Annotated in this window: 20 protein-coding genes, 1 tRNA gene and 1 pseudogene; 7 read left to right on the plus strand and 15 right to left on the minus strand. The window is 50.7% G+C overall.

Annotation, left to right across the window (positions count from 1 at the left end; all coding sequences use genetic code 11):
* Nucleotides 1-5: 5 nt before the first annotated feature.
* The 6 genes from HJG54_RS15815 to HJG54_RS15840 form a co-directional block, all read right to left on the minus strand.
* The gene (locus tag HJG54_RS15815) at nucleotides 6-368 is read right to left on the minus strand and encodes a type II toxin-antitoxin system RelE/ParE family toxin (protein WP_316429856.1); all 363 of its coding nucleotides are present in this window, start codon (nucleotides 366-368) and stop codon (nucleotides 6-8) included.
* On the minus strand, nucleotides 358-597 hold the full coding sequence (locus HJG54_RS15820; protein ID WP_316429858.1) for a hypothetical protein: 240 nt from the start codon (nucleotides 595-597) through the stop codon (nucleotides 358-360). Before HJG54_RS15820 ends, HJG54_RS15815 begins: the two co-directional genes overlap by 11 nt.
* A gap of 165 nt (nucleotides 598-762) precedes the next feature.
* A tRNA-Ser gene (locus tag HJG54_RS15825) sits at nucleotides 763-847 on the minus strand.
* A gap of 59 nt (nucleotides 848-906) precedes the next feature.
* Nucleotides 907-1,899: a TIGR04168 family protein gene (locus HJG54_RS15830; RefSeq protein WP_316429859.1), complete on the minus strand. Its 993-nt coding sequence runs from the start codon at nucleotides 1,897-1,899 to the stop codon at nucleotides 907-909.
* Nucleotides 1,900-1,929: 30 nt separating this feature from the next.
* The gene (locus HJG54_RS15835; RefSeq protein ID WP_316429860.1) at nucleotides 1,930-2,433 is read right to left on the minus strand and encodes an NYN domain-containing protein; all 504 of its coding nucleotides are present in this window, start codon (nucleotides 2,431-2,433) and stop codon (nucleotides 1,930-1,932) included.
* A gap of 811 nt (nucleotides 2,434-3,244) precedes the next feature.
* The gene (locus tag HJG54_RS15840) at nucleotides 3,245-4,162 is read right to left on the minus strand and encodes a sulfurtransferase (RefSeq protein ID WP_316429862.1); all 918 of its coding nucleotides are present in this window, start codon (nucleotides 4,160-4,162) and stop codon (nucleotides 3,245-3,247) included.
* A 457-nt stretch (nucleotides 4,163-4,619) separates the two neighbouring features.
* Between HJG54_RS15840 and HJG54_RS15845 the strand changes: the two genes are divergently transcribed.
* Both HJG54_RS15845 and glmU read left to right on the plus strand, forming a co-directional pair.
* Entirely contained in the window at nucleotides 4,620-5,597 is a 978-nt protein-coding gene (locus HJG54_RS15845) for a response regulator (RefSeq protein ID WP_316429863.1), read from the plus strand.
* A 41-nt stretch (nucleotides 5,598-5,638) separates the two neighbouring features.
* Nucleotides 5,639-7,036 (plus strand): bifunctional UDP-N-acetylglucosamine diphosphorylase/glucosamine-1-phosphate N-acetyltransferase GlmU, encoded by a 1,398-nt coding sequence (glmU, locus tag HJG54_RS15850; RefSeq protein WP_316429865.1) that lies wholly within the window; start codon nucleotides 5,639-5,641, stop codon nucleotides 7,034-7,036.
* A gap of 75 nt (nucleotides 7,037-7,111) precedes the next feature.
* Here glmU and HJG54_RS15855 read toward each other — a convergent pair whose 3' ends face one another.
* Both HJG54_RS15855 and HJG54_RS15860 read right to left on the minus strand, forming a co-directional pair.
* A complete protein-coding gene (locus tag HJG54_RS15855) occupies nucleotides 7,112-9,205 on the minus strand; it encodes a peptidoglycan D,D-transpeptidase FtsI family protein (RefSeq protein WP_316429866.1) in 2,094 nt (697 codons plus the stop codon).
* 38 nt (nucleotides 9,206-9,243) lie between these two features.
* On the minus strand, nucleotides 9,244-9,834 hold the full coding sequence (locus HJG54_RS15860) for a hypothetical protein (RefSeq protein WP_316429867.1): 591 nt from the start codon (nucleotides 9,832-9,834) through the stop codon (nucleotides 9,244-9,246).
* A gap of 262 nt (nucleotides 9,835-10,096) precedes the next feature.
* Here HJG54_RS15860 and cofH point away from each other — a divergent pair, with 262 nt between their 5' ends.
* On the plus strand, nucleotides 10,097-11,251 hold the full coding sequence (gene cofH, locus HJG54_RS15865) for a 7,8-didemethyl-8-hydroxy-5-deazariboflavin synthase subunit CofH (protein ID WP_316429868.1): 1,155 nt from the start codon (nucleotides 10,097-10,099) through the stop codon (nucleotides 11,249-11,251).
* A gap of 640 nt (nucleotides 11,252-11,891) precedes the next feature.
* On the opposite strand, the gene HJG54_RS15870 is transcribed toward cofH, so the two are convergent.
* The 6 genes from HJG54_RS15870 to HJG54_RS15895 all read right to left on the minus strand — a co-directional run bounded on the left by HJG54_RS15870 (nucleotide 11,892) and on the right by HJG54_RS15895 (nucleotide 19,778).
* Nucleotides 11,892-12,338: a GNAT family N-acetyltransferase gene (locus HJG54_RS15870; RefSeq protein WP_316429869.1), complete on the minus strand. Its 447-nt coding sequence runs from the start codon at nucleotides 12,336-12,338 to the stop codon at nucleotides 11,892-11,894.
* Nucleotides 12,339-12,637: 299 nt separating this feature from the next.
* On the minus strand, nucleotides 12,638-13,156 hold the full coding sequence (locus tag HJG54_RS15875; protein WP_316429870.1) for a hypothetical protein: 519 nt from the start codon (nucleotides 13,154-13,156) through the stop codon (nucleotides 12,638-12,640).
* A 558-nt stretch (nucleotides 13,157-13,714) separates the two neighbouring features.
* Nucleotides 13,715-14,719: an RNA polymerase sigma factor, RpoD/SigA family gene (locus tag HJG54_RS15880; RefSeq protein ID WP_316429872.1), complete on the minus strand. Its 1,005-nt coding sequence runs from the start codon at nucleotides 14,717-14,719 to the stop codon at nucleotides 13,715-13,717.
* An 801-nt stretch (nucleotides 14,720-15,520) separates the two neighbouring features.
* Nucleotides 15,521-17,257 carry an ATP-binding protein gene (locus tag HJG54_RS15885; RefSeq protein ID WP_316429873.1) on the minus strand — a complete coding sequence of 579 codons (1,737 nt, stop codon included), beginning with the start codon at nucleotides 17,255-17,257 and terminating at the stop codon, nucleotides 15,521-15,523.
* Between the two features lie 255 nt (nucleotides 17,258-17,512).
* Complete coding sequence (locus HJG54_RS15890; protein ID WP_316429875.1) at nucleotides 17,513-17,701, minus strand: hypothetical protein; 189 nt, start codon at nucleotides 17,699-17,701, stop codon at nucleotides 17,513-17,515.
* Nucleotides 17,702-18,191: 490 nt separating this feature from the next.
* Entirely contained in the window at nucleotides 18,192-19,778 is a 1,587-nt protein-coding gene (locus tag HJG54_RS15895) for a B12-binding domain-containing radical SAM protein (RefSeq protein WP_316429878.1), read from the minus strand.
* 134 nt (nucleotides 19,779-19,912) lie between these two features.
* Between HJG54_RS15895 and HJG54_RS15900 the strand changes: the two genes are divergently transcribed.
* A complete protein-coding gene (locus HJG54_RS15900) occupies nucleotides 19,913-20,692 on the plus strand; it encodes an ABC transporter permease (protein WP_316429879.1) in 780 nt (259 codons plus the stop codon).
* A gap of 461 nt (nucleotides 20,693-21,153) precedes the next feature.
* Nucleotides 21,154-22,236, plus strand: a complete 1,083-nt coding sequence (gene psbA, locus HJG54_RS15905) for a photosystem II q(b) protein (RefSeq protein ID WP_316429880.1) — start codon at nucleotides 21,154-21,156, stop codon at nucleotides 22,234-22,236.
* Nucleotides 22,237-22,384: 148 nt separating this feature from the next.
* Here psbA and recR read toward each other — a convergent pair.
* A pseudogene (recR, locus tag HJG54_RS15910) lies at nucleotides 22,385-22,975 on the minus strand (recombination mediator RecR); the annotation flags it as partial.
* A gap of 292 nt (nucleotides 22,976-23,267) precedes the next feature.
* Here recR and HJG54_RS15915 point away from each other — a divergent pair.
* Together HJG54_RS15915 and HJG54_RS15920 are read left to right on the plus strand one after the other, a co-directional pair.
* Entirely contained in the window at nucleotides 23,268-25,373 is a 2,106-nt protein-coding gene (locus tag HJG54_RS15915) for a glycosyltransferase family 2 protein (protein ID WP_316429881.1), read from the plus strand.
* Nucleotides 25,374-25,422: 49 nt separating this feature from the next.
* Nucleotides 25,423-26,283, plus strand: coding sequence for a DUF547 domain-containing protein (locus HJG54_RS15920; protein WP_316429882.1), 861 nt, complete (start codon nucleotides 25,423-25,425; stop codon nucleotides 26,281-26,283).
* Nucleotides 26,284-26,535: the final 252 nt, after the last annotated feature.

Here is a 26,535-nt window from a genome sequence, read left to right on the forward strand (position 1 = left end):
CAGCCTCACAGCTCACGATTTCGTGCAAACTCAGCGATGATTTCCTGAATTTCGGTTGCAGTAATATCGCCTTGGTCTGATTTGGAGTAGATCGTGATCAACACAATTTGATCAGCCAATTTGACATAGTAAATCAACCGATATCCGCCACTTTTTCCCTTCTGCACATCACGGTTCTTGAGCCGAACTTTGAAAATGGTGCAGCCTAAACCAGGAATTTGATCACCAGGCAGTTCTCCAGATTGAAGTTGTTCAATCACTGGCTGAACATCTAATCGAACATTGCGATAGCGCTTAGCAAGCAAACGAAGATCACGCTGAAATCTGGCGGAAGCAATGACTTGAACAGTAGGTGGATCAGTCTGCATCAATCCCGTCCCAGAGCTGTTCTACAGGGATGGTATTACCAGTCATCGCATCACGCCATCCCTGACGAAACCCTTCAATTGCAGGTTCTAATTTTTCATTATCTGGATCAAAGTCTTCTTCTGAAATCAACACAATCACTCGCACTCGCTGATTGTGAACCGCCAATGGTTGATCCAACGCCAGATTCCCACAACTATCAACTGTTCCCAAAACTTCGATTGCTTTCATAACCGTCTAGGGCTGAGAGGTTGGTGCTTTCACTATCGTAAACCTGGGTTTGAAAGACTGATCATCCCGGCACCCTCACTGCAACCTCAAAAACTCCTCAGTCTAGTTCTCTGGAATCCCCGACTCTTTGCACTGAGCAAATTGCTGTTGCAAACTTCGATTCAACGGAGAGGGAGGGATTCGAACCCTCGGTACCTTGCGGTACACTCGATTTCAAGTCGAGCGCATTCGACCACTCTGCCACCTCTCCAGGCGCTAAGCTGAAGCCGCCCGTAAACGAACCGGCCCTCGGCTTCAGAACCTAGATGCTTATCTTAACAGCTTGGTTTCCTCTGATGCCAGCACTGGGCCAGCTAGTTGATACAAAATCTGCTCGCTCTGGATCGTCAAATCGTCGTGAATCCAGACGAGTGCTGCTTTGGTGACGACCCCAGCCGTTAAGGTAACCAGCGAAAAATTGCGCACCTGCCCAGTGGGAGTGGATCGAATCCGAGGCACGCTAGCCGCATTCAGATAGACGGTGCCATTGCTATCCACATCGAGCATTTTGCGCTGGCGGGTTTTGGTATGGCGGAGGCTGTGATGCATATGCCCAAAGGCCACCAAGGAAATCTGTTTGCCTAGGGCACGGGTCTGCTCAATTGCGGCGGTAAAATCCGGGTCACCATAGTCGCCGCCAATCGGGTTCCAGTCTTTACCGCAGGGGTCTTCGGCCTGCTCTCCCAAACCCTTTGGACCGCAGTGGCCAATGAAAATAATCGTTTGGTGCAACGCGCCTGCTGCTGCTGCCACGATCTTGGCAGTTGATGCCTCGAATCCATCCACTCCGAAGCGCTGCTGATAAAACGAGCGATTTTTCCAGGTAGAACCACCCCAGCTAAATGGACGACTGCCTACCACCGTAAGGCCAAACTGGGGAAAGTCAAGTTTACCAAAGCCGATATGGGTATCTCCTAGCAAATCAAGCTGTTGCTGTACTCGGTCAATTGGGTCGAGGCCGCGCAGTTTTCGTCCCCAAGCGGTGGCTGTAAACCAAGCATCATGATTACCCAAGATAACTGCCTTTGGTAAAGAGAGTTGGGCCACAGTCCGGACCACATCAACCGCTTCGTTACCAAAGTCTCCTACCAGCAGGACTAGATCAACGCCTAAATGCTGGAGTGCTGTTTCGTCACCACTATCCCAGAGATCGTGTACATCTCCCACCACAGCAATCGTGCAGCTCGCTGGTTCGCTGGTTGGTGTGCTGGTTGGTGAAATTTGGGCTGGTGAAACTTGAGCTTGAGAATTGTCGAACGTCATTATATTGGCAAGCTTGAACAGGATTAACAGCTAAAAATCAGTTTTTTCGATCTGAGGGCGGATATCGTTGAGATCAATATACCGATCTGTAGCATTACGCAGTTCTCTCGCAATCATGCCTTCGGTGGAAACAACCGTGATATGCGTATTTTTGGAGCGCAAGAGTTCAATCGCTCGTTCAAAGTCGCCATCGCCACTGAATAAAATCACCCGGTCATACTGATCCACCGTGTTGAACATATCGACAACAATCTCGATATCTAAATTCGCCTTTTGCGAAATTCTACCGGTTTCGTCAGTGTACTCTTTTAGCGTTTTTGTGCGGACGGTATATCCCAAGCTGATCAACGCATCTCTAAATCCTCGCTGGTCCTGCGGATCTTTGATCCCGGTGTACCAAAACGCATTCACTAACGTCACTTCTGGATCGTTGGTAAAGTACTCCAACACCCGCCTTGGATCAAAAAACCAACCATTTTTCTGTTGCGCGTAGAACATATTGTTCCCGTCTACAAAAATCGAAAGACGGTTCATAGTAATAACACCAAAAATTTAGACTTAATATTTTTAGCAGTAACTCAATTAAATGATTTTAGTTTGACTGTGTTTGATGATTTATCCTGAATAGACGACTCATCAAAACGGTCTTCCTGATTGCTTTATCTACCCTCAAAATCACAACCTCGCCATTCTAACTTAGGGAGGCTTAAAGAGAACGAAATTACGATATTGTGCGCTTAAGCTGGGATTTTCAGTTTAATTTCTCCAGTGGGAGGAATTAGCTCAGAACTAGCCCAATTTAATCTCAATCCAGCCTCGATTCAGTCATCTTTGGCTGCTTTCTTTCTCTAAAAATCTGGCTCCGAAGCCTACTAAAAATTAATTTAGAGTTAGGTTAAGCGAGTGAGACGCACCGATGGGAAAGAGCCGATGTTGGGTTGGGTTTAGCCGCTATCGACTTACTGTGCTGGTTACTGGCTCTGTTGAACAACAGGTTGACAAGAGACTGGACAATAGGCTGAACAATAGCAAATTCAGATATTTCGGTCTGCCAATTTTCATGCTGCAATACATAACAATATAGAAACATTAGAAGCATATTTGGAAAATCTAATTACTTAAGATTGTCCAGAACATAGAGCGATCTCTAAATATTATAGAATTATAAACTTCATTGAGTGACCTCTATAAGTATCTTGGATTGAGTGGCTGTACGAAGTGGTAAGTCGGTCAACCGAATTAGACAGGCCCGATAGTGGCAGCAACAGTGGCAGCAACAGTGGCAGCAACAGTGGCAGCAACAGTGACAGTAACCTAATTTGCAGACCGGGCATTTCACTGCTGTTTACAGATAGGAACACCAATCACTCCAGCTCCCTGGATAAAGCTTGGCATGGGATATTCCCGCTATCTCCAGAGCAAGTAAGTTGACACAAGCCGTTACTCCAGAGCCACAGTAGACAATCAGCTCTGCGGGCGTAGGGGCCTCTGCTACAGATACCTCAGCTTCTACTTCAGCTCCCAAATTAGCCCAACGCTGCTGCTGCTGAGCCAGAGGCCGGATAAACCCTTGCTCATCGGTCACCTCTGGCCAGGGATAATTAACTGCACCTGGAATGTGTCCCGCTACTGGATCGATGGGTTCGCGTTCACCTCGATAGCGCTCTGCCTCACGAGAATCGATTAGTACCACATTGGGCAAATCCTTGTAGGTTTTTACGGTTTCGATGTCGACCGTCCAATCGGCCTGAATTTGCGGTGCGAAGTGACCAGGTTGGGGCTGAGGCAAATCCGCCGTCACTGGGTAGCCAGCCGCCTGCCAACCGCTAAAGCCCCCATCTAAAACAGCCACCCGATCATGTCCTAAATAGCGCAGTAGCCACCAGAGCCGAGCTGCAAAAGCCAAGCGCGAATCGTCGTAGGCAACAACTAAGGTAGGTTCTGGCCCCGAGCGAACTCCGATCGCACTCAACTTATCCGCTAGCTGCACTGGATCAGGCAAGGGATGCCGCCCACCATGTTGCTGCACTGGACTCGACAAATCCTGATTCAAATCGAGATAATAGGCACCTGGAATATGGCTCAGTTCGTACTGTTGCCGTCCCAGGTCTGGGTCAGCAAGGGAAAAGCGACAGTCCACAACTACAACCGATGCCGCATCCTGGCCTTGAGCGACTTGCTGATAAAGCCACTCGCGAGTGACGACAGGCGAGCTGTTTGCCTCTCGATTCTGGTTGGTCTTTGTTTCTTCCGTATCTGCCATCACGGTTTCTGTCCCTGGAAATTTCCTGTAAATATCCTCTACGTCAATAGCTTTGATCTCTCAGTGCCGGACTGAATGCTTTACTGCAAACCAAGCTGATTTTTCAACTCTAATTCTTCAACTTCTAAGGGTAGATGATTGGCTAACGTTCAATACAAATTGCAATGCAAACTGCATTTGAGCAGTTCAGTTGGCTCATTATGCAGAAAAATGTGGAACCATGCATGGAAACTTGTTTATTCTGTCTCTAAAATTGAACATACTCTGAAGAAATACCCCTGTCTGTCTCCTCTTCAGACAATTTTTAATCGAAGGCAAAGATGTCAACCTGGATATCTGATTGCTGCCTTGGTTACAAAGCTTGATGACAGGCTGATTGTTAAACTCTGTTGGTAGTTCTATTCAAGGCGGAAATTTAGGTTCGGGTGTTAATCGAGCGCGAAGTGGGAAGTTTTCTGTGAATTGTCTTGTTTGCGAGCGACCTAAAGTTTTGATCGTAGATGACCATCCTTCCAGTCGGATGACGGCAGCTTCTCTGCTGGCAATGGAGGGCTATGAGGTCTTGGAGGCTGAAAATGGATATGCGGCTTTAGAGCAAGTGCGGTTAGCTGCTCCTGACCTGATCTTGCTAGATGTGATGATGCCGGGCATGGACGGTTACGAGGTGTGCCGTCGTCTCAAACAAGATGAGCAAACCCGGCTGACGCCGATTGTTTTTGTCACGGCTTTGAACGACCGGCGGGCGCGGCTGAAGGGAATTGAAGCAGGCGGTGATGATTTTCTCTCTAAGCCATTTGATCAGCTCGAACTGTCGGCGCGGGTGCGATCGCTGGTGCGGCAAAAACAGCTCAACGAAGACCTAGATCATGCCGGACAGGTGCTGTTTTCCATCGCCCGGACCATTGAACGCCGCGATCCAAACACGGGTGACCACTGCGAACGGTTGGTTGATTGGGGTCGGCGGTTTGGCGAGTTTTTGCAGCTCCCTCGCTATGCCCTACGCGATTTAATGTGGGCTGGCTATCTGCACGATATTGGCAAAATTGGCATTCCAGACGAAATTTTGCTCAAAACAGGCACTCTCACCCCTGCCGAGCAGCTTGTGATGCAGCAGCATGTGCTGATTGGAGAACAAATTTGTCAGCCGTTGCGGACGATGCGGGGCGTTTTGCCGATTATTCGGCATCACCACGAGCGCTGGGATGGTTCTGGCTATCCCGATCGTTTAGTCGGCGACCAGATTCCGTTTTTGGTGCAGGTATTTCAGCTCCTCGATATCTATGATGCCTTGACCCACGAGCGTCCCTACAAACCGGCCCTCAGCTCGCAAGAGGCCATCACCATCATGCGAAAAGAGGTAGAGAAGGGCTGGCGCAATCCGGCTTTGATGCAACAGTTTGTTGATTTCGTTTCCTCGCAGCAGATTGCCGCCTAAAAAGTCAACCAGACGCGCTATACTCCGTACCTGGAGAGTGGATGAAGACAAACATGGTTGCGGTGGCAATTCTGGCGGCAGGACGGGGAACGCGGATGAAGTCTCGTTTGCCCAAGGTACTCCATGATCTGGGCGGGCGGTCGCTGGTTCAACGAGTGTTAGATTGTGCGGCTGTGGTTCAGCCTAAGCGCCAGTTGGTGATTGTCGGCTATGAGGGCGAGCAGGTGCGGCAGTCTTTCGCCCAACGACTCGACGTAGAATTTGTCGAACAAACTGAGCAATTGGGAACAGGTCATGCTGTGCAGCAGGTATTGCCTTACTTACAAGGCTTTGAAGGTAGCCTGCTGGTGTTGAATGGAGATGTGCCGTTGCTGCGGCCTCAAACCTTGATGACTCTCCTGCATACCCATCAAACTCACCAAAATGCAGCGACGATTCTGACGGCCCAAATGCCGGATGCGAAGGGTTACGGTCGGGTGTTTTGCGATGGTAACAATCTGGTGACGCAGATTGTGGAAGACCGGGACTGCACCCCAGCTCAGCGGCAAAATCGGCGGGTGAATGCTGGCATCTACTGCTTTAACTGGAGCCAGCTCGCGACAATCCTGCCCAAATTGCAGAGCAATAACGATCAAAAAGAATACTACCTGACCGATGCGGTCAATTTTTTATCGCCGGTAATGGCGGTTGATGTGGATGATTATCAGGAAATTCTGGGGATTAACGACCGCAAGCAGCTAGCCACAGCCTACGAAATCTTGCAAACCCGCATCAAGGATGATTGGATGGCGGCAGGCGTCACCCTGATTAACCCCGATACGATCACGATTGATGACACGGTGCAGCTTGGTAATGATGTGGTGATTGAACCCCAAACCCACCTGCGCGGTCAAACGGTGATTGGATCGGGCAGCCGGATTGGACCGGGTTGTTTGATTGAAGACAGCCAAATTGGTGAGAACGTCACTGTGCTCTATTCGGTGATTAGCGACAGCGTAATTCAGGCCAATAACCGCATTGGTCCCTATGCCCATCTGCGCGGCCATGCCGAGGTGGGGCCAAACTGCCGGATTGGTAACTTTGTGGAGCTGAAGAATGCTCGGTTGGGAACCCGTACCAATGTGGCTCACCTTTCTTACTTGGGAGATGCGACGCTGGGAAATCAGGTGAATGTGGGAGCTGGTACCATCACCGCCAACTACGACGGCGTCAAGAAACACCGGACTCAGATCGGCGACCGGACCAAAACCGGATCGAATAGTGTACTGGTGGCTCCAATCACCATCGGCGAGGATGTCACCATTGCAGCTGGCTCTACCGTCACCCAAAATGTACCAAATGACGCTCTGGTGATTGCTCGTGCTCATCAGGTGATTAAACCGGGTTGGCGACTGAAGGAGCAAGCAGAGAATCAGGAGACGGATAGAGCATCTCAGTAAATCTCAGTAAAGAAGTTAGGTGGCTAGCAGTGTCAAAGCCTATAGCGTCAAAGCAGTAGGAGTTGCCTAGTTAATTTATTCGCTCTCACCTTGGATGTCGTCAGCGACCTGGCTCGGGTCTATACCCTCCTCCTCTGCCCCATCTGTAGCAGCCCAATCTGTAGCAGGAGTGGGTTCCTCGGCTAGCGGGTTGATCGGATGGTGGAAGTCGATAGAATCCTGGATGTCTTCAGGCAAAACGCTCTCTAGCCCCACATCATCCGGTTTGGTGGGTGGAATCCGTTCGCTGGCGATCAACGCTTCCATCACTTCCTTCACAATCGGGGCAGCAACGGTAGAACCGTAGGCATCGTCACCCTGAGGTTCGTCCACCACGGCCAAGACGGCATAGCGGGGAGCCTCAACCGGGAGAATGCCAATAAAGCTGGTGATGCGAGCGCGGCTATATCCTCCATATTGGCTGGCTTTCTGAGCAGTTCCGGTTTTACCAGCAATCCGGAAGCCGGGAATTTGAGCCACCTGTCCCGTGCCGTTCAGTACGGCCTGCTCCATCATTTTGAGGACTGCTTCTGTAGTTTTGGGCGTAAACACGGGTTGCGGCTTGGGATGTTCAGGCTGCCACTTCAGCTTGCCTTGAGTATCCACCATCCCTTTGACTACATGGGGGGTGACCAGTTTGCCGCCATTGGCGATGGTGCTATGAAGCTGGATGAGCTTGATCGGCGTTAGGGAAAAGCCCTGGCCAAAGGCAGTGGTGGCAGGTTCCACCCGCACAGTTGTGAACTGAGAATAGGGTTTGACCTGGCCGGACGACTCGAAGGGTAAATCGATCCCGGTGGGTTCTCCTAGCTTCAGCCGTTCCAGCCAGCCATAAAATACCCCTGGCTTCAGGCGTTGCATCACATGCACCATGCCCACGTTGCTAGAGTTTTGCAGAATTTCGGTAACAGTAACTGGGCCGCGTGCCCCCACCGAGTCGTAGTCGCTATTTTGGATTGGCCACTCTCCGATGCGGATGGCCCCTTCATCGATAAAAACATCGTTAGGTTTCACCGCACCCGATTCTAAAGCAATGGCTAGGTTAATCGGTTTAAAGGTCGAACCCGGTTCATAGACATCGGTGACGACCCAGTCCCGCAGGGTCTCCTGATCGGTGTTGTAGTACTGGTTGGCATCAAAGGTTGGCTCCGAGGCCAGGGCCAAAATCGAGCCGTCCTGCACATCCATTACAATCACCACACCCCGCTTGGCGCTGTATTTCTGCATTTGCTGTTTCAGGGCATAGCGGGTGGCTCGCTGCAAGCGGCTGTCTAGAGTTAACTGAAGCTGTAATTCGTCGTATTGCACCAAATTCTTGGGCAGCCCCAGCGGAATCACCGAGCCATCTCCAGAGCGGCGAATTCGCATTTCTGGTGCCGAGCGGATCAACTGTTCATCCTGGCTGTACTCGACGCCGGCCTGGGCTTGGCGGTCAGCATTGACGTAACCCACAATATTGGCGAACAACTCCTGCTGAGGATAAAGGCGCTCTTGCTGCTGGAGCAGTTCCAATCCATCCAGGTGGAGCTGACGAATTTGCTTGGCCTTATCCTCAGGTAATGCCTCCGCCAACCGGATACCGCTTTCGGTTTCGCTGATCTGGGTCAGCAGTTGCTCCATCGGCTTGTTTAAAATTGGTGCTAAGGCTACCGCAATCGTTTCGCGCTGTTGCTCGAACAGAATCGGGTGGGCATAGAGGGTATAGATCGGCTTGTCGATTGCCAGCACATTGCCTTCCCGATCCACAATCGGCCGACGTGGCAGGGCTGCACTCAGGGCAATGGTTTGCTGGGCCTTCGCCCGCTCTTGCAAAATGTCTCCTTGTAGCACCTGGAGGCGGAAGAGGTTCAGCGACAGCCCCACCATGCCAATCATTAGAATTACCCACACCAGGAGCAACCGAGGTTTGGGCGCTATAGCGGTTTCCAGGCGCAGCCGCCGTTGGGAACGCGAGCCTTTATACAGGAATTCTGGATTTGGTTCCTGCCCATCTGAAGTCAAGGACTCAGAGCTGGAGCGAAGTCTGGGGGAACGCAGATGCTGGGATGGGGGATGGAGCGACGAGCGGCGAGCGTGCCGTCGAGACCGCCGAAAACGCTGCTGTCGAAAGGGACGAAACGATATAGCCATAGGCCAACCTCCAGACAATGCTGCACCTCATCTCATGCCTAATATCCCAAAGGACGGTTTGGGCTTCCTTCTACAGAAGGAGCGCTAAGCTCCGGTTTTACCTCCGGACGAGGAGGGGCAGGAGTCAAAAAGATAGCATTGCTGGGGTCAGGGAGCAACAGTCCAGCCGTCGGTTTTTCTGCCTGCTCGGCCATCTGATTTTTCAGCACTTCATTGGCCGAAGTGAGCTGCCGCTCTCGTTTTTTCAGGGTTTCCAGCTTATCGTATTGCTGCCCCCAGCGCTGTTGTAAATACACCGTCCAGCCATAGACCGACAGAATTGCAATCATCAACAGCAGTGTGACAATTGATGAACCTTGCTGAAGTTTTATCAGCAGAACCAACCAGAGCGGCTTTTGTTTAGGGCGGAAGGCATGCACGATTGTGTCGGCTGGTGTGCCAGCTCGTCGAGCCACTAAGCGGTTGCGATATGGCTCCGCTGGCAGTCGTTCTAGACCGTACATCTGGCGGACGGATTTGACTGGACGACTAACTGGCTGGTTGATTGGTTGGTTCACGGAATGCCCAGTCGGAAACGTGGGTTTGGATGAAGCAGGTCGGTTCGGATCGCCAAATCGGGGGGCAGCCATAGATTGGGACTCTCACAAAGTCTGTTGTTCGTTTGGTAGTCTTGCCGCTAGGGGCCGCTAGGGATAGTACCCACGCAAATCTTACTGCTTTTTTGAAATTGCAGCTTCAATCCTTCCGCAGGAGTATAAGCAGTATAAAGGGGATGCACCGAATTGGCACAGCTACCACCAAAAAGTTCTTGTCGAATTCATGCGCTGAGTTTTCTATCAGCCCATGGAATTCGCGTCATCATAATGAGAGACACCAAGTGAGGCTGGGGCTGTGATTCAATCAACCATTCGTTCGCTGGCTTCTGTCGATGGGGCACTCAAGCGTGCCCTAGCTGGAGAGGACTTGTCTGAGGCCGAAGGAGAGCTACTGCTTCAGCAACAGGATCCAGGCGCGATTGCTGCCATTCGAGCTGTCGCAGACCAACTACGCCAACGACAAGTCGGTGAGGTCGTCACCTATGTGATCAACCGCAACATCAATTTCACCAACATTTGCGAACAGCATTGCAGCTTTTGTGCCTTTCGGCGGGATGCAGCACAAACAGGTGCTTACTGGCTCGATGAGCCTACGATTTTGGCAAAAACAGCTGAAGCGGTCCAGCAAGGAGCCACAGAAATTTGTATGCAGGGTGGTTTGAACCCGCAAGCCAAGCAGAATGGCAGTGCGTTAGCCTATTATGTTCGGCTCGTGCAAACGATCAAAGCTGCCTTTCCTCAGCTTCATCTCCATGCCTTTTCGCCCCAGGAAGTACAGTTTATTGCTAGAGAAGATCAGCTTAGCTATGCCGAAGTGATTGCGGCGTTACAACAGGCGGGGGTCGGGTCAATGCCAGGAACGGCTGCCGAGGTGCTAGATGATCAGGTGCGCAAAATTCTTTGCCCTGAAAAAATTAACACGGCAACCTGGCTAGAGATTGTCAGCACAGCCCACCGGTTGGGCATGCCCAGCACTAGCACAATCCTCTCTGGTCACATTGAAACACCAGCCCAGCAGATGCGGCACCTTGGTTGGTTGCGCACGCTTCAACAGCAGGCGATCGAGCAGCAATATCCGGCTCGCTTCACCGAATTTATTGTCTTGCCGTTTGTGGGGCAGGAAGCTCCTAAACCGCTGCGGCATCGGGTGGGCAGAGACCAGCCGGTGTTGGCAGATGCCCTACTGCTGATGGCTGTCGCCCGCATTTTTCTGGGCAATTGGATTGTCAACCATCAGCCTAGCTGGGTGAAGTTGGGCTTAGCAGGAGCAACCACGGCGCTGACCTGGGGCTGTAATGACATTGGCGGCACCTTAATGGAAGAACACATTACAACGATGGCCGGGGCGCAGGGGGGAACCTGTCGTACAGTTGGTGAACTCCGATCTGCGATTCAGTCTCTAGGACGACCAGCTCAGCAGCGAGATACGCTTTATCAATGGGTTGGATAGGCAGTATTACCCAGACGCTACACCAAACCTACTTCACCAGACATTCGAGTGAGTGGGACGCCCTTCGGTCTGCTAATTCGGAAAGCAGGTTGGGCATTTCCTGCCAGCAATGCGGACAAAACCAGTAGATAGACCCACCGTGCCTGGTATGACGCAACATCGGCTCGGAACAGCAGGGGCAACAATTGTCAATGTTCATACGGGTTTTAAAGGTAAATTTCTCGAAATCGTTCTCAAGCGAATTTCTCAAGCAATCTGTTCCTATTTCGATTAAGTATCGAGTATTGAACTGCCGCTTCTCGTGATTCTAGGAATCTCCCGTATTCCTAAGCCGTGATCCTGAACTATGAAAAACTTTAATAAAAGTTGAGTTTCTAATAAACAGAATACAAAAATAATTATTAAAATCAATCCGCACTGATACCTATCTCTAAAGGTGTAGATGAGGCCAAACAACGTAAGGGAAAGGGCGAAAATCTTGGCAGAAGGGAATTTTGAATCGCCTTTATTGGCTTTAACTGCTTGCATTGGTTAGCTTTAAAGCCAATCGCCTTATTCTTTTTAAGGTAGCCAGCAGAAAGTAGTCTAGACAACAGCAACAACGCCGTGAATCAGGTGCGGTTGACTATTCTTTGTAAACTCATTGCAACGCAGGATGGGATCTTCTCATTTCAATGTGCAAAATGCCGGCTTCATGAAAAGCTTCACCCTGCTGCTGAAAGCCTAGCTTTTGATAAAACGCGGCTGCATGGCTTTGGGCATGAACTTTACTCTCTGGCATATTCTGCCGATCTAGAAAATCAATGGCAGCTGCCATGATCTGCTTGCCGATTCCCTGCCCCCGATGGGCCGATAACACCGCAACTCGTTCGATCTTGGCAAGCTGGTCTGTCAAGTAGCGAATCCGAGCGGTCCCGATTGGCTTTTGATCAAGATAGGCAACAATATGCTGGGACGTTTCATCGAGTCCATCAAAGTCAAGAGTTGGATCAACGTCCTGCTCAACCTGAAACACGACTTGACGAATGGCTTTAATATCAGCTGCTGCTTCAGAGTAGGATAGTACTTTGAGAACAATTGAAGACATTAATGGAATAAGAATCAGAAATAGATCAAATAAGAGCTAGAAATAAATTGTGGCAAATGGAAGAGCAAGCCGATTTACGCAACGCAAATCTAAACATGAAACTCTAAGCGCTGGTGGCTCGCAAAGCAGCGACTGCTTGAACAATAGCCGCGTTCCCATAGATAAAACCCGCCTGAACGGGCTACTCAACCAACATGATAGTGGACGAAGCTCGACTGGATTGCGGTGTGGTGATTATTTCAGAAATATAGCCTCGCGTCTATAATCACCATGAACAAATAGTTCGTCAGACAGTCTCACTAGCGACCGTGATCAGCCTTACAGGTAGAGAGCACACGCTGATCAATTTCGCTGAGTTGAGGTAACCGCTGATAGCCTTCCAAACCGACTGGTGCAGCAGTTTCGTTGCCGGCAGACGCCACATTGCCTGTAGATGCTAGTGCCACAGCGTAGGGATGGCGAGTTTGCTCGTAGCTGTCGATCACGGTCAGCGCCAGTTGGTCAGCCTGTACGGTGCCATAGAAACAATCAAACGAGGAGTTGGGCATATAAAAGCCACCTACGACTTCGCCTTGGTTTACCTCAAACACAATATACTCAGAGCCAACTGTGTTAGGTTCGGCAGATTGCCCATACAGATAAACACCGTCTGCCATACTGGGGCGCTCGGTCGAATTGGCGGCTTCTGAACTTTGAACAGGGGCAGGAACGCCAACGGCAACCAAACCTGCGGCGACAAATAGCCCTGCAATTGGTTTGTGAAGCTGCTTGACTAGAGTACGCCACGGCAGGAATGCACGCTGATTAGATTTCAACACCGTAGTTTCCTCCTATTTCTAGTAATTTTGCTAAAAATTAATTGATTAAACCGTTAAACAAACAAAAACTGCTGATATCTACTTTCACTCTACCGGAGAGGTTGTTTCCACCTATCCACTTGCAGGAAAGAATTTACACTACCGTGTAATATATCGTTGCAATCATGCTTGCTGTCTCGGTATTGCTGGTACTTGGTCGGGAACTGGTCGGGAACCACAGGGCGACTATCTAGGGCTACAAAAGCAATTCACCTGATTCCAGAAAAGTTGTTGATTTTTTGCAACTCTTCGAGAAAAGAAACTTGCTCAAACTAGAGTACCGTCCATACTTCGCTCAGAGTACTGGATTCAGCCATTAATGCGCATCACCCCTTAGTCTCACCCAATCGGTTGACCCTCAGACAGATACCAGCCTCGGCAAACGAGGAGAACTTTCTATCAAAAAGGGGGTGACAGAGCAATACGAAACCTAAAAAAGCGGGGCATGGTCTTCCACACCCCACCCATCGTGCTGTCAGTTAATCAGCAGAATTTGCCTACTCGGCATCAATCAATCAGCTAACTGGCAAGATAGCCACGCACGTTGGCCTTACGGCGACGCAGATGATCTAATGCTTGCCGTTCGAGCTGCCGTACCCGCTCCCGGCTAATGTTCATCCGTTGACCCACCTTGGCGAGGGATAGCTCATTGCCATCTTGTAGGCCAAATCGCAGAACGATCACCTCTCGCTGCTGCGGCGTCAGTTCCGACAGCATCCCTTCCAGGTCGCGGCGGAGGGATTCTTGGGTTGCGTAGGTTTCTGGCGAAGCGCTTTCGCTCTCATCTTCCAGCAGGTCTTGCAGTTCGGTATCTTGGTTATCACCTACTCGCAGGTCTAACGAGACCGGCTGACGGGCCATCATCAAGAACTCACGAATTTCGCTGGTTTCCAGATCCAGCGCTTCCGCAATCTCTGCCGGATTGGGGCTGCGGCCCAGCTTTTGCGTCAGCTCTCGCTGCACTTTCTTGATCTTGTTGAGCTTTTCGGTAATGTGAATCGGCAAGCGAATCGTGCGGGCCTGCTGAGCAATAGCGCGGGTAATTGCCTGACGAATCCACCAGTAGGCATAGGTCGAGAACTTGTAGCCGCGCGTCGGATCAAATTTCTCAACGCCGCGCTCCAGTCCCAGCGTGCCTTCTTGAATCAAATCGAGGAATTCTAGGTTACGCTTCTGATACTTCTTGGCAATGGCGACTACCAAGCGCAGGTTTGCTTCCACCATTTTTTGCTTAGCGCGTTGCCCCAACCGCATGGCTTTTTCTAGTTCAGCTTCGCTCAGGTTGGCGGCTGTGGCCCATTCTGCTTGAGTGGGTTCCCGATCCAGTTTGGCAGTCAGCGCCTCTTTGGTTTCTAGCAATGCCATCATTTGTTGCACTTGCTTACCATAGACAATCTCCTGCTCATGGGTCAGCAGGGGTACCCGTCCAATCTCATGTAGGTAGGTACGCACCATGTCTGCGGTGAAGAGCGGCTTGGTGGCTTTAGTCTTATTGGTTTTGGCTTCGGTATTGGCGGTTGACATGAGGATTGATTAATCTCCTTCGGACAGGGCTAATAGAAGTACGGTGTGTGGGAAACAGAAGTTTCCAGGGCAAATACAGCAAGATAAATACAAGGGGTTGAAAGAAGGCGTGCTGACTACCTCAGAGAATGCTGCTGAAGCGAAGGAATAGGATTCGGTTGGGTGGCAGTCGAAGCAGGTGAATAATGAAGTCAGAAATGAGTCGAATTGGATCGCAATCTTCTAGCGCTTATATCTTTCAGAGGCTAGGATGTCATACTGAAGAGGAAAATCGGGATCAGTTTTGAGATCACTAGGGTTCAAGATGAGAATTCAGGCTCCACTCTCAGCGCGATAAGTTCTTAAATCTAGCTACCAACCTCTTCACAACCCACTAAATCTGGCACTAAGCCTGACAAGGCGCTATCGGAACAAATACCGTCTGGGTAAATGCCGAATCAAAAATCATCTGGCAAGACACGATCTGGCAAAGCATTGTTGCTGTTGAAATCTCAGTGGAAGGGCGTAAAACGAAATCGTTATGAGTTTGCTTATCTATAATGGTAATACAACTTTAATCTCCAGTAAAGTGTCGTGAATTCATCCGATCGGATGAACTTGCTTGACAAAATCCGGTGATTCCGGAATGGATGATCTTGCATTCTGCAGCTACGCCTCAAAGCCTGACCAGGGCTGGTTCTCACCAAATTTGAGTAAAACTCTTAGAGCTTTGATTATGATCTCGTCTTTCTAGGGATATGGGGGTACGGGAAACCCCGCCAGATTACCGTACCTCGCCATTCGAGGTGATTGGGGAGACGGCTAAAACCCTAAATCGGCTTTGGCGGACTCAGCCGCTCGGAAAATCGCTTCAGTCGGCAGGTCTTCCCAAGGGGTTTCGCCAATTTCGGCGTAGAAAGATTCATCGTAGGGCCGGGTACGGACCACAACCGGCATCGGTACCGCGTGACCCAGAATCAAGGCCTGCTGCTTAGAGTCGAGCTTAGCCAGCACCGAGCGCAACGCTTGCCCACCAGAAACGCCGGTAAAAATTGCGTCAATGTCCTTTTCGTCATTCAATAAAGCGGTGATGCGCGTGCCGACCTGAGACATCACTTCGTTGTCAATTCCAGACGGCCGCTGATCCACCACCAGCAGGGTGACAAAATACTTGCGCATCTCGCGGGCGATCGTGCCGAAAATGGTTTGCCGCACTGTGGCCGGATCCAAAAACCGATGGGCCTCTTCGATGGTGACAACGAGCTGCTGCGGCCGGTCGCTGGGGTTTTTCGTCTGCAAAAATCGTTCAGCTTTGTGGACATAGCTGGCGTGGATGCGGCGGGCAATGATATTTGTCGCCAGCATGTAGGAGAGCATATTGGACTGGGAGCCAAACTCGACCACCACATGCTTCCCGGCTTCGAGCGATTCCAACACCTGCGCCACATAGTTGCGCGGACAGGTAGGACGCAGATACTTCAAGTCATCCAATCGGGTCAATTTGCGCTGCAACGCCATAATCGACGACTTGCTGCCCATCTTGACTTCGCAAAACTCCTGAATTTCTTCATTGCTCATCGACAACAGCCGCGAGATCCAGGCTTTGCCAAATTCGTTGCGCAGAATAATCGCGTTTTCCAAACTGGCTTCAGACAAATTCAGCTCACCCCGCACCAGCATCAGATCTTCGACTTCAATCTGGTCGTAGCTGATGTAGAGTTCCTGTGCATCCCGCACACCGCGCCGTCGGGTCGATTCTGGGTCGAGGGTGTAGATCTGCACCTGACTGGGAAACAGCTGCCGCAGCCCCTTTACCGTACTAAACTGCTTGCCCTCGCGGGTGGCTTCCCAGCCATACTCGGAATGCATATCGAAAATTAAATTGACGGCGGCCCGTTTGCGAATAATCCCCGACAGCAGCAGCCGCGTCAGAAACGACTTTCCTGTCCCTGATTTGCCAAACACGCCGTTACTGCGCTCCACGAACCGATCCAAATCCAAACAAATTGGCACATCCATATCAATGGGCTGTCCAATCGCAAAATTGCGCCGCTGCGGATCATCCTCCCAGCCAAACACCGCCCGAAAGTCTCGCTCCGAGGCATCATACACCTGGCTAAAATGGCTGGGAATGGTTTTAACCGGCAGCAGCTCAACCGCGTTGGTATTCGCTTCAAAGGACGCCAGCTGCGAATTTTGCCCTTTGCCTTTTGCTTTTTGCCGTTTCCCTGCCTCGGCTCCCCGCTGCATTGGCGGCTCTGCCTTAGGCGTAAACATCAGCATTGGCGAGAGGTTAATCGTGCCAAAGGTGCCGGTACCAGCTAGCACTTCCTGCAAAAAGGTGTTGCTCGGCTCCGGTGGGTTAGCCAGAATTCGGGAGCTAGCTGTGCCCAAGGTGACATCTGTGAGCATACAAAAGAAGCGGGAGCGCACCCCCTGCACCACCAGAAATTTGCCGACGCGCATATCTTCAACCGAAACGTCGGCATGCAGGCGCACTTCTAAGCCCTGACTGAGCGAGCCTTGAATAACGGAACCGAGTGGGGTGTCTGGATTCATGGGACGGAACGAGTGGAGGTGGGGAAGATACGGCTCGTGAGCGTTGCCGAACGAGGGAGATGGGGAGGGTTTGCTTGATTAATACGTTCGTTCTATTGATCACTAGGGTATAGCAATCATGGTTTTTCTACAAATTGAGAATTTAAATTTGGATGGAAATGGGAGGGGATCAGGAGTGGTTGGGGGGAGGCAGACAGGAATAGGATCAAAGGAATTCGAATCTCAGGAGTGCTAAAAAAAGATGCAGAATCGCTTCTACATCTTGACTTGAACGTAATAGCGGCAGTCCCCATGCACCCTGCGGGAAGCAAGCAACAGCGTAGTGGCTTTGGGAAGGATAGCGCGTGTTAAGTCCTGCGGACTGGCGTTGCCACCGCGAAGCGTGTGCGTAGCACAAACCGTAGGCGAACAGCTACTAACAACGGCATCTACTAACAACGGCATCAATGGTCAATTGGAGTTGCGAACCTTGGGGCTGAAGATGCAGATGCGTGGCAAAGCTCGCACTTGGGGCACTCCAACTACCTGCACTATCTGCTTTGACTAAGGCAAGTGGTATGCATCCATCACGGTGCAATGTCAGCCTGAGAGAGAGTTAGGCACTGGTGTGATTGGGGCTATCGACTTCACATCTGATCCTCCCTAACCCGCCATAAGGAGGGAACCGAGTCAAATCTCTGAAGCCCCCCTTTTTAAGGGGGATTTAGGGGGATCTCAATCTTGGTTTACAAACAAGCTCTTAATCGCAGAGTCGGCAAGCTCTACTTCCTACGGAAGCATGAAGCAACTTGCGGCAACGAAGCGACAGAAACCCTCAGCTCAGCAAAGCGGCTGAGAGTAGTTCATAGGTGTCAACTGCTGCATGCTTGGGCAAGTGCTGTAGTCAGTATAGGCTGCCCACTCATTTACCCATTTTCCTATCTCTGATCCACCATCAGGTTTTCACATACAGGTCTTCTGAAGTTTCTGCGGGTTGTAGAACGGGGATGGTTCTGAGCGCAGGCAGTTTTTCTTCTAGGTTGGCTTTGACTTCGTGCCGGAAGCTGAAGAAATGCTCACCAAAGCCCAGCGCGGCTAGATAGTCATAACATAGGTGCGGTTTGCGCAGAGCCATGATCAGAAGTTGATACCAGAAGCGCCAGCGAGTCGAGCGCAAAATGCCTTGCCGCCAGCAGACTGCTGTAAACAAGTTGAATTCATGCCAGCCGATGGGTCGGTTGCCGCGAGGCCGCTTGCCTTCCATCATGCAGAAATGGCGGAAGGTGCGTTTGAGGTAGGCGTCCGGTTCGTACAGATTCCAGAAAGCGTGAATGAATTCCCGGACGATGTCTTCTAGGGGGCGAGTCGGCACAAAGTTCATCAGCGATTTTTGTGAACCAGCGGCGGCAAAGTCGTCCAAGGTTTCGATTAAGCGCCCTTCTTGCTTCAGCCGTTGCCACATGGCCGTGTTGTGCAGGGCTTGCAGCAGGTTGAGGTGAGCTTGGGGAATGCCTGTTTCTTCCACAAATGCCTGAATCCGCTGTCCGGCTCCCGGATTCTCACCATCAAACCCTAGGATGAAGCCAGACATGATCTGCAATCCGGCTTTAGTGATTTTGTGACACGATTCCATCAGTGAACTGCGGGTATTCTGCTCTTTGTGAATGCCCTTGAGGCTATCGACATCGGGCGTTTCGATGCCCATGAACACCATCGTGAATCCGGCCTGCACTAGCAAATCAATCATCTCATCGTCTTCGGCCAGGTTCAGCGAGGCTTCGGTAACTAACATAAATGGATAGTTGTGCGCCTGCATCCAGGGAATCAGCTCGCGCAGGAACACCTTAGCGTTGCGCTTGTTGCCAATGAAGTTGTCGTCTACTACAAATACAATGCGCCGCCAGCCCATGTTGTAGAGCACATCAAACTCCTTCAGCATTTGCTCTGGGGTTTTGGTGCGGGGTTTGCGGCCATAGAGGGTGATAATGTCACAGAACTCACATTGAAACGGGCAGCCGCGCGAGAACTGAAGCGTAATCGCTAGATAGGCATCGAGGTTGAGTAAATCAAAGCGGGGAATCGGGGTTTGGGTGACATCGGGTTTTTCCAATGTCCGGAATACGCCCTGTTCTTCGCCGTTTGCCAATGCTTCGACAAACATGGGAATCGTGATTTCCCCCTCGTCTAGAATCAGGTAGTGCGCTCCGGCTTCTAGCGCCACGTCTGGTACCGAGGTCGGAAACGGGCCGCCTACCGCGACTTTCTTACCCAGCGCTACACCTTTGCGGATCAGGTCTTGAAAGTCCTGTTTCTGGATCACCATTGCCGAGATGATCACCAGATCGCACCATTCCCAATCCGCGTCGGCTTCGAGCTGGACGTTGCGGTCAATTAAGCGAAACTCCCAGTCTTGGGGCAGTAGGGCAGCAACCGTAAGCAATCCCAGCGGTGGATTGGTAGCTCGCAGCCCAGCCAAGTCGAGGGTGGCTTGATAGGACCAGAAGGAATTCGGCAGAATAGGCCAGATTAGTAGGGTTCTCATAGGCACTCCAGGGGGCAGAAGAATGCATGAATTCTTCAAATTTACTGCTAAGTTTTAACCAGACCGGAAAATCCTCCACTTATCTTCAAGTTTTGTGATTTTTCGTTGTTTATCGTAATCTCCTCTTGAAAAGAATGAACAATCTGATTGAGCTGGATTTGGTAAGTATGGGGTTTGCCTTGGGGCTAATGGTCCTGGCAATGGCTCTATCGGCGTGGCAGCACTTGGGCTTGACTGGCAGCTTGCTCATGGCGACCGGGCGGACGATTGTGCAGCTTTTGGTGGTGGGCTACCTGCTGGCGCTGGTGTTTGCTCTGCGGAACCCCTGGGCTGTACTCGCGATTGTGCTGACGATGACTATCATTGCAACCGTCGTGGCTCGCAACCGGATCAGCCGCAAACTACCTCAGCTTGTACCAATCCTGGGCAGCTCGCTGGTCCTCAGCACGGGATTCACCCTAGCCTACGTCAACCTCCTAGTGCTGCGCCTCGAACCTTGGTATGAACCGCAGTACCTTGTGCCGTTGGCTGGGATTGTGTTAGGTAACAGCATGAACGCTGCTGCCTTGGCCGGAGAGCGATTTGTCAGCACCCTCAACAACAGCCAACTCGACATTGAAACCCACCTCAGTTTAGGAGCTACCCCTCGCCAAGCCACCCAGCTATATCGCCGTGAAGCAATCAAAGCAGGACTGATCCCGACCCTGAATTCCATGCTGGTTGTCGGCATCGTCACCCTGCCCGGAATTATCACCGGCCAAATTTTGAGCGGCGTTGATCCGCTGAATGCATCTCTCTATCAAATGCTGATTATGTTTATGCTGGCATTTACGACGCTGCTCACGGCAATCATCCTAATCAACGGCATTGATCGGCAATATTTCAATCAAGCCGCGCAGTTAAGGAAGTTTTGAGTTTTAAGTTTTGAGTTTTGAGTTTTAAGTTTTGAGTTTTGAGATTGGAATCGCTTGTAATGCCGAGTTTCGGCTACGCTCAACCCGCTTCCTTCTAGTCAGGTCATTGAGCATTGAGCATTGAGCATTGAGCATTGAGCATTGAGCATTGAGCATTGAGCATTGAGCATTGAGCATTGAGCGGAGTCGAAATGCGCCTTCTAATTTATTCCACCGACCTACTTATTGACCTACTTGTTAAGTAGAAGCACAAGCCAAACAGTTTTTTAACACAACTTTACATATTTTGTCGTACACTTTTAGGTACTGTGATTAAGATAAGAATTAAGTAACGCTTTGTTACTTCGCTGCAATATGTTCGGTAGTTAATTAAATAACCAAGCAACTGAACAACTGAATCAAGGTAATTGACCAAAGTTTAGGGATGTCCTGACTTGTCGTGATTCAAGTGAGGATTGCTTATGACTACAACCTTACAGAGACGAACAAGTTCCGACCTGTGGGGACGCTTTTGTGATTGGGTGACTAGTACCAACAATCGCCTCTATGTGGGTTGGTTCGGTGTCCTGATGATCCCCACACTACTGACTGCAACCATTTGCTTTATCATTGCTTTTATTGCCGCTCCACCCGTTGATATGGACGGCATCCGCGAGCCAATTGCCGGATCGCTGCTCGATGGTAACAACATTATTACAGGTGCGGTAGTTCCAACCTCTAACGCAATTGGGCTGCACTTCTACCCGATTTGGGAAGCCGCTTCGATGGATGAGTGGCTCTACAACGGCGGTCCCTACGAACTGATTGTCTTTCATTTCTTAATTGGCATCTTTTGTTGGATGGGACGCCAATGGGAGTTGAGCTATCGACTAGGCATGCGGCCCTGGATCTGCGTAGCCTATAGTGCACCAGTGGCTGCCGCCACCTCGGTTTTCCTAATCTACCCAATTGGTCAAGGGTCCTTCTCGGATGGTATGCCTTTAGGCATCAGCGGAACGTTTAACTTTATGTTTGTATTCCAGGCGGAGCACAATATCCTGATGCATCCCTTCCACATGTTAGGTGTGATTGGGGTGTTTGGTGGTGCCTTGTTCTGTGCGATGCACGGATCGCTAGTTACCTCTAGCCTGATTCGTGAAACCACCGAATTCGAGTCCGCCAATGCTGGATACCATTTTGGACAGGAACACGAAACCTACAATATTGTTGCGGCACATGGATATTTTGGTCGCTTGATTTGGCAGTATGCCAGCTTCAACAACTCCCGTTCGCTGCACTTCTTCCTGGGAGCTTGGCCGGTGGTGGGTATTTGGTTCACGGCTTTGGGAATCAGCACAATGGCGTTTAACCTGAATGGGTTCAACTTCAATAACTCGCTTTTAGACTCCCAAGGCCACGTCATTAATACCTGGGCCGACATCCTCAACCGCGCCAATCTAGGTATTGAAGTGATGCACGAACGCAATGCACACAACTTCCCGCTGGATCTGGCAATGGGTGAACCAACGCCGGTTGCCATGACTGCGCCTAGCTTGGTGGGTTGATAACTTGGTAATAAGACGCTACTTAATTTGTGCTAAGAAATTCGTGTGAAAGCGTCCTCTCCAGAGGGCGTTTTTTATAGCTTGAATCTTTGTACCCAATAGGTCAACCGACAATCAAGTGAATTTGATATCAACTCAACCCTCAACCCTAATCCAACTCTCGCCGCCCTTCTAAGGCTCTGGCTAACGTCACTTCATCGGCATATTCCAGGTCGCCGCCCATCGGTAGACCAAAGGCAATTCGGGTAACTTTCGTAAATGGTTTAAGGAGCTGACCGATATACAAAGTCGTAGTTTCTCCTTCGACGCTAGGGTTGATCGCTAAAATCACTTCTTTGATATCTTGCTTACTAACGCGGCGAACAAGCTGGGTGATGTAAAGCTGATCGGGGCCGACACCTTCCATAGGGGAAATCAATCCGCCCAAGACGTGGTATTTGCCTTTGTACTCGCGAGTTCGTTCCAGGGCAATCACATCTCTAGAGTCAGACACAACACAAATTGTCTGCTGCTCGCGGTTAGGGTCGCGGCAAATTTCGCAGACGGGTTCAGCCGACAGGTGAAAGCACACCGAACAGAGACCAACCTGCTGTTTTGCTTCTAAAAGCGCTTGGGCCAGGGCTTGAACATCGGCTTCTGGACGTTTGAGGATATGGAGCGCTAGACGTTGAGCCGTTTTGGGTCCAACTCCGGGCAGGCGCTGCAATTGCTCGATTAAGCGAGCTAGGGGACGTGTGTAAACCGTTGGAGTGCCTCCGAATTAATGCAAATCAAATGCAACCAAATGCAAATTAAGAGCAAATCAATCACTTCTCCTTGATCATAGCGATTTTACCCAATCTCCGGCGGCTTGCCACCAGATTTTGCTATAGCAGGGGAAAAGCGAATGACTGATTGGCCTTCTGCCCCTTTTCTCAGGGTTTTCTCAGCCGCATCTCATCCCGATGTTGGTTAATCGGGACAGCCAATCGATTGCCTAGGCAAGCTGAGTGATTGCGGGTTAATCTAAGGCGTTCACCTGGGGTTGAAGTATGATTAGCTGCCAAGACTTACCCGTACTCGTGTTGATTCCTGTTCGCAATGAAGCCGAGACAATTGCTGCTGTAATTCAAGCCCTCCAGTCCTATGGACTAACTCAGATTCGCGTTGTGGATAATGGCAGCACCGATGGCAGTGGAGCCATTGCCGAGCAGGCCGGTGCAGAAGTGGTCACCGAACCCATACCTGGCTATGGCCAATCCTGCTGGCGCGGACTCCAGCACCTGCCGGCCCAGGTTGAATGGATTTTGTTTTGCGATGGAGACGGCAGCGATGACCTATCCCAGTTGCCCTTGTTTCTGGCTACCGCAGCCGAGTATGACCTGATTTTAGGCAACCGGCGAGCTACTGCGGCAGGACGCGCTGTTCTGACTCCGGCGCAGAACTTTGGCAGCCAATTGGCTGGCTTTCTGATCCAATTGGGCTGGGGGCAGTCTTACCGAGATCTTGGCCCGCTGCGGCTAATTCGGCGTTCGGCCTTGGAGCAGTTCGAGATGCAGGATCGGGGTTTTGGTTGGACAGTGGAAATGCAGGTGCGGGCGGTTGAGGCAGGACTGCGCATTTGCGAACTGCCGGTTGGATATCGGCCTCGTCAGGGTGGGCGCTCGAAGATCTCCGGCACGCTGGTGGGTAGCCTGCAGGCCGGTCTGGTAATTCTGAGTACGCTAGCAGTTCTCTACGCCCAAAAGCTGAGGCGGCTCTGCTGTACTCGTTCGTTAGGGCTAGGACTGAGTTCCCTGCTGCTCCTGGCAGGTTGCCTCTGGTTGATGCCAGCTGGCAATTTTCAGCAGACGGAAATGATGCCCCAATTTTGGCTGGGCGTTAGCTTATTGGGGCTAGGATTTGCTTGCAGTTGGGGTGTGCGGGCAATTAGCGCTAGCTGGTTTTGGGCCGTAGTCCTGATATCCCGCCTGCTGCTGCTGCCCATGTATCCTGGCGACGATGTGTGGCGCTATCTCTGGGAAGGCTACCTCCAAACCTTGGGATTCAGCCCCTATGAGTTGGCTCCCAATGCACCAGAGTTGGCGGCCTACCGCACCGACTGGTGGCCGCTGATCAACCACCCCGATGTCACCAGCATTTACCCACCTGTTGCCCAACTCGGTTTCTGGATGCTGGCCTCAATCACTCCCAGTGTCCTGGTTTTCAAACTGGCGTTTGTTGGTGTGGATCTGCTGATTTGCTGGCTGCTCAGTCGTCGTTTTGGCTATGCCGCTACACTGCTCTATGCCTGGAACCCCCTGGTGATCTACTCCTTTGCCGGAGCGGCCCATTACGATAGCTGGTTTCTGCTGCCCATCGTGGTGGCTTGGCTGATGTTCGACTCTGCCATACAGCCACAAAGCAGTCAGCCACAAAGCAGTCAGCGCAGCTGGAGCATGACTCCTCTGATGAGCAAACTCACGAGCGCTGGCTGGATTGGCCTCAGCATTGCAATTAAGTGGATGTCACTGCCGCTTTTGGGCTTTGTGATCTGGCAAACCCTGAAGCAAACCCTGCGGCAGCCAGTGCTGAAGTATCCCCGCTTCAGATACGCACAGATTAAATCAGTTGGGTGGGTGATGCTTTGCGGCAGTTTGCCCCTACTGCTGGCGGCTGTTCCATTCTGTCAGGGTGGAGCTTGTACGCTGGTGCCAACGGGCTCTGTGTTTGTGTCGCATGGGCGCAGTGCTGAGCTAATTCCCTACGGGGTTAGTCTAATTTGGCAGCCGGCCCGCTGGGAAAATTGGCTTTATGCGATTCCTCTTGGTTTGGTGATTGGCTGGTTGCTACTGCGGACCAAGTACTTTTTGGTATTCACAGAATGGTATTTCTTTGCGTTGTTAATTCTATCTCCGATTGTTCATGCCTGGTATTTTACCTGGCTAATACCGTTTGGAGTCGCTAGCCGTAACTGGGGTACTCGTTTAGTCAGCCTATCTGCATTTATTTACTTTGTCTTGCCGCATCGTCAGGCATTGGGAAATCGGGATTGGCTACTGCTGCCGCTAGAACGCGGCATACTTTGGGCACCGTTGCTTCTAGGCTGGCTGTGGATGGTAATTCAGCCAATGCTCAGGTCAAGCTCAGGCACAATTCAGGAAGTTGAACCTCAATAGAGATATGCAGAGATATGCAGAATTCACCCTATCCAACAAACTACTAGCTATGACTTTAGACAAAGCCCTGCTGATTTTTCTGCCCATCATTACTGCTCTGGTTGGGTGTTCTGCCAATTTACCGTCCTTGTTGCCTGCATCCCAACCGCAGTCCGCGCCAGCCAATCGGCAAACGAGTCGTTCTGTCACCGCTATACCCTTAAATTACGACGCCTATGACACCATTTTGCAACGCTATGTGAATGAACAGGGATTTGTGGATTATCGTGGCCTCCAGGTTAATCCTGAACCACTGAAAGCCTTTAATCGCTCTCTTGGTGAAGTCGATCCAGATACTTTTACTGCCTGGGGCGAGGCCGACCAGATTGCGTTCCTGATCAATGCCTACAATGCCTTTACGCTGGAATCGATTATTGATCAGCGGCCACTCAAAGCCAGTATTCGCGATATTCCAGGTGTCTGGCGGATTCGCAAGTTTCAGGTAGCAGGCCAATCTAAAACCCTGGACGCGATTGAGCACCAAACGCTGCGCAAAAACTATCAGGAACCTCGAATTCACGCAGCGCTAAATTGCACAGCCATTAGTTGCCCGCCGTTACGCACCGAACCCTACAGAGGCGAAACTCTGGATGCCCAACTCGAAGACCAGGTGCGCCGCTGGCTGAATAGTCCTGAAGGGCTGCAAATCAACCGTGAGGCCAATCAGGTTTCCATTTCTGCGATCTTTGATTGGTTTGGAGAGGATTGGATTGCTGAATACGCAACAGATGGTTTCTCTGGTAATGAAAAACAGCAAGCCGCGCTGAATTTTATTAGCAGCTACATCAGCCCCGCCGATCGCCATTACTTGCAGCAAGGTAACTATCGGGTGAGCTATCTAGATTACAACTGGGAGTTGAACAGCCAATAGTTGAACAGCCAATAGTTGAATGCAGTAGTTGGATGAAGTCAGCACTAAACGATATTTACTGGCTTCTCACCTACTAGCCCTACTAAACTGATACGAAATTTATACGAACGCAAAACAACTTTCCGTGTGTATCTTGTCTCTTCAATAATGATTTCCTCTGAGTGTAGCTAGCGCTTTTGTGGGATTCTACGAAAAATCTATGTTGAGTTTCCTCTTGTTTCATCTTTTACTGATTGCCTATCTGTTTAATTA

Source organism: Leptolyngbya sp. NK1-12 (assembly GCF_032598965.1).
In the GTDB taxonomy this organism is placed as follows: Bacteria; Cyanobacteriota; Cyanobacteriia; order Elainellales; family Elainellaceae; genus Elainella.